This window comes from Protofrankia sp. Cr1 (genome assembly GCF_963555865.1).
In the GTDB taxonomy this organism is placed as follows: Bacteria; Actinomycetota; Actinomycetes; order Frankiales; family Frankiaceae; genus Protofrankia.
This window is the reverse complement of the sequence record NZ_CAUVXO010000593.1, coordinates 1-3,124: the sequence shown is the minus strand read 5'-3', so window position 1 is coordinate 3,124 and position 3,124 is coordinate 1. Positions and strand designations below refer to the sequence as shown.

Sequence of the window (3,124 nt, the reverse complement as noted above, 5' to 3'; positions counted from 1 at the left end):
ACCCAAGCCCAAATCGGTCGACCCCGCCGCCCGACGCGAGGTCGAGCAGACCATCCCGGTCGACGCGCTCTCCCGCGAACTGTTCACCGACCCGGAGGCGACCCTGGACTACTTCGAGACCCGGGCTGCCGCCGAGCCGATCACGCTGCTCGACGTCGGCGGCTACTTCGCCCCGACCCTGGCCGACCTGCACGAACGCTTCTCCGGCCAGCTCGTTGGGGTGATCGAGGACACCGAGAACGGCCACCGCCGCTACGCCGACCTCGACAAGCTGCCCTGCCCGGTGATCTCCGTCGCCCGCTCGCCGCTGAAGGACCCCGAGGACTTCCTCGTCGGCCAGTCCGTCGTCTTCTCCACCGAAGCCGTCATGCGCAGCCGCGGCGACATCCTGCACGGCCGCCCCGCCCTCGTGATCGGCTTCGGCAAACTCGGATCGTCGATCGCCCGCCTCCTGCACGCCAAGGGCGTCCGGGTCACCGTCTTCGACATCGACCCCGTCCGCCGCACCCAGGCACTGTCCCAAGGCTTCACCGTCGCCCGCGACCACGAAAGCGCGCTGAACGGCGCCGGGCTGGTCCTCTGCGCGACCGGCGCGGTCTCCCTGCACGGCGAGGACTTCCCCCACCTGCGTAACGGCGCCTACATCGCCACCGTCACCAGCAGCGAAGACGAACTCGAACTGACCGGACTCCCAGACGTCTACACCCGAACGGCGGTCGGTGAGCACGTCACCCGCTACCAGACCACCGGGCACTACTTCTACCTGGCCAACGGCGGCAACGCGGTCAACTTCCTCCACGGCGCCTCCGTTGGCCCGTTCATCTTTCTGGTCCAAGCCGAGATACTCGCCGGGATCAGGATGCTCACCGGCGGCGACCTCGCCCCCGGCATGCACGAGGTTCCCGCGGCCGACCGCGCCGCGATCGCGGCGCTCTGGCTCTCCTACTTCAACAGGTGATCGACTTGGCCATCACGGCAGACCACATCCGCACCACCCTCACCGCCTACCTCGACACCCACCCCGAGGACAAACCCGACCTCATCCCCGTTCTCGACCTCCTCGACACCGGAGCTGACCTCACCTCCCGCAAGGAGTTCCGCGGCCACGTGACCGCCGGCGCGATCCTCGCCGACACCGACGGGCGCATCCTGCACATCCACCACCGAGCACTGGACACATGGCTCCTGCCCGGCGGTCACCTCGAACCGCAGGACACCTCGCTGCTGGGGGCAGCGTTGCGCGAACTCGCTGAGGAGACCGGCATCCCCGCTGACGCGGTCGTCCCCGCGGGCGAGCATTCCATCCACATCGACGTCCATCCCATTCCCGCCAACGATGTCAAGGGCGAGCCGGAGCATCAGCACATCGACGTCCGGTACCTCTTCCGCACCACCGCCGACGTTCGCCAACTCCAGACCGAAGAGGTCACCGCCGCGACCTGGCGTGAGTTCCACACCCTCAGCGACGCCACGCTGCGACAACGCATTGCCGCAGCACTTCGCTGACACCCGACAATCCGCCCTGCGCGCATCCGGCCTCGGACGCGCGCAGGGGCGGCCCCCCATCACCGTCGCTCACGCACGCTGCACGTGCCTAACGTCCCTGAACGGCCCGCAACCCCTCCGCCTGCAAAAAGACTTGACAGCCGTAGATAACCGCCGGGCCGATCGCTCTGCTCTCCACCGCCCATCTCGCCGGCTACGCCGTTGCCGGCCAGCGCGATGCCATCGACAACGCCGCCGGCTGGTTGCTGCGCTGGCGCACCGGCCGCTTCCTGCCAGCATGCGCACGACCGGGACGCATTGCTGCTCCTGTCCTGACCGCGGGCGGTCAGACAGTGGCAGCCTCCCGCTCGGCGACCCTGACGACAACACGGCTGTACCGCTTGTCGACCGCCAGAAGGACGTCAGAGGCATCAGGCAGGCGGCCTCCGGCCGGGTGCGCCTCGATCCACAGCCGGACGCGCTGCCCACCGTCGCGCTCCCAGTCCCGGACGCGGCCCGCGAGGCGAGCCGCCAGCTCGGCGCCATCCGGGCCATAGCCGCAGGCGCCAACCTCGTAGCTGGGCATCTCGGCATCGCCGGTGGAAAGCGGCCGCATCGTGAGATAGGCCAGCGTCCCGCCCTCGACGACGCCCATGCTGCCCCACGGCCCCTTGGGATCCATCAGCCGACCCTGATCGACCGCGGTCCGCGAGATGAGAACCCGGCAGAAACCGTCCAGACCGGCGAGCCAGAAGTCGAGATGCTCGGTCCAGCCCCATGGGACCGCCACCCCGGTCCAGCGCACCGCCGCCGGATGGTCCAGCGACCGGCCGAGGGCCGCGGCACCCACGGGACGATGATCGTCAACGCGGACGACCAGGTCGGGACCGGCGCCGACAGGGATGTTCTGCTCCTTCACCGCGCCGAGGCCGCGCATCGGAATGAACCCATCCTCCACGACCGACCGGCTGCGCAGGATCGTCCCGTCGCGCTCGAAGACGACCGTCCGGGTCAGCCCCAGAATGCGCAACGGCACCACGAGACGCCCGTCCTCGGCGAGTTGCTCCCACCACGCCGCGGGGATATCCCATGCGCCGGCGGTGACCACGATCCGGTCGAAAACCAGCCGTTCTGGCACGCCGAGCATGCCGTCCCCGTGCACCACGGTGACGACCTCGCCTAGGCCTCGCAGCGCGTCGCGCGCCGAGGACGCCACGGCCTCGTCGTACTCAATCGTCGTCACGGAGCCGGCCGGGCCGACAAGGTACGCGAGCAGCGCGGCGTTGTAACCGGTCCCGGTCCCGATCTCCAGCACCCGATGGCCCGGGCGGACGTCGAGCTGCTCCAGCATGCCGGCAACCGTGCCGGGCGCGGAGGCGGAACTGACCGCGACTCCGTCGCTGTCGCGATGGGTGACGACCGGGTCAAGTCCGTAGGCCCGCTCCAGCGGGACGTCTGGGAGGAACAGGTGTCGAGGCACCGTCCGCATCGCCTCGTCCACCCGACCGGTGAGGACAGCGCCCCACGGACGCAACTTGTCGACCATCGCATTCCGCACGTTATCCGCTGTCGCCGGCCCAGCCCCGATGCCCACCGTCGCAGTGTAGTTCGCCTGTTGCGCGGACGGGCCGCCCAGGCC

At 69.7% G+C, this 3,124-nt stretch carries 3 protein-coding genes; 2 read left to right on the top strand and 1 reads right to left on the bottom strand.

What is annotated here, in order from left to right; translation table 11 throughout:
* Together U9980_RS26360 and U9980_RS26355 are read left to right on the top strand one after the other, a co-directional pair.
* Positions 1–958: NAD(P)-binding domain-containing protein (locus U9980_RS26360; RefSeq protein ID WP_322770400.1), on the top strand; the 958-nt coding region annotated here is incomplete at its 5' end.
* A gap of 5 nt (positions 959–963) precedes the next feature.
* Complete coding sequence (locus U9980_RS26355; RefSeq protein WP_416210404.1) at positions 964–1,506, top strand: NUDIX hydrolase; 543 nt, start codon at positions 964–966, stop codon at positions 1,504–1,506.
* 325 nt (positions 1,507–1,831) lie between these two features.
* On the opposite strand, the gene fxlM is transcribed toward U9980_RS26355, so the two are convergent.
* Positions 1,832–3,124 (bottom strand): methyltransferase, FxLD system (fxlM, locus tag U9980_RS26350; RefSeq protein WP_322770398.1); only part of this gene is annotated, 1,293 nt, incomplete at its 5' end.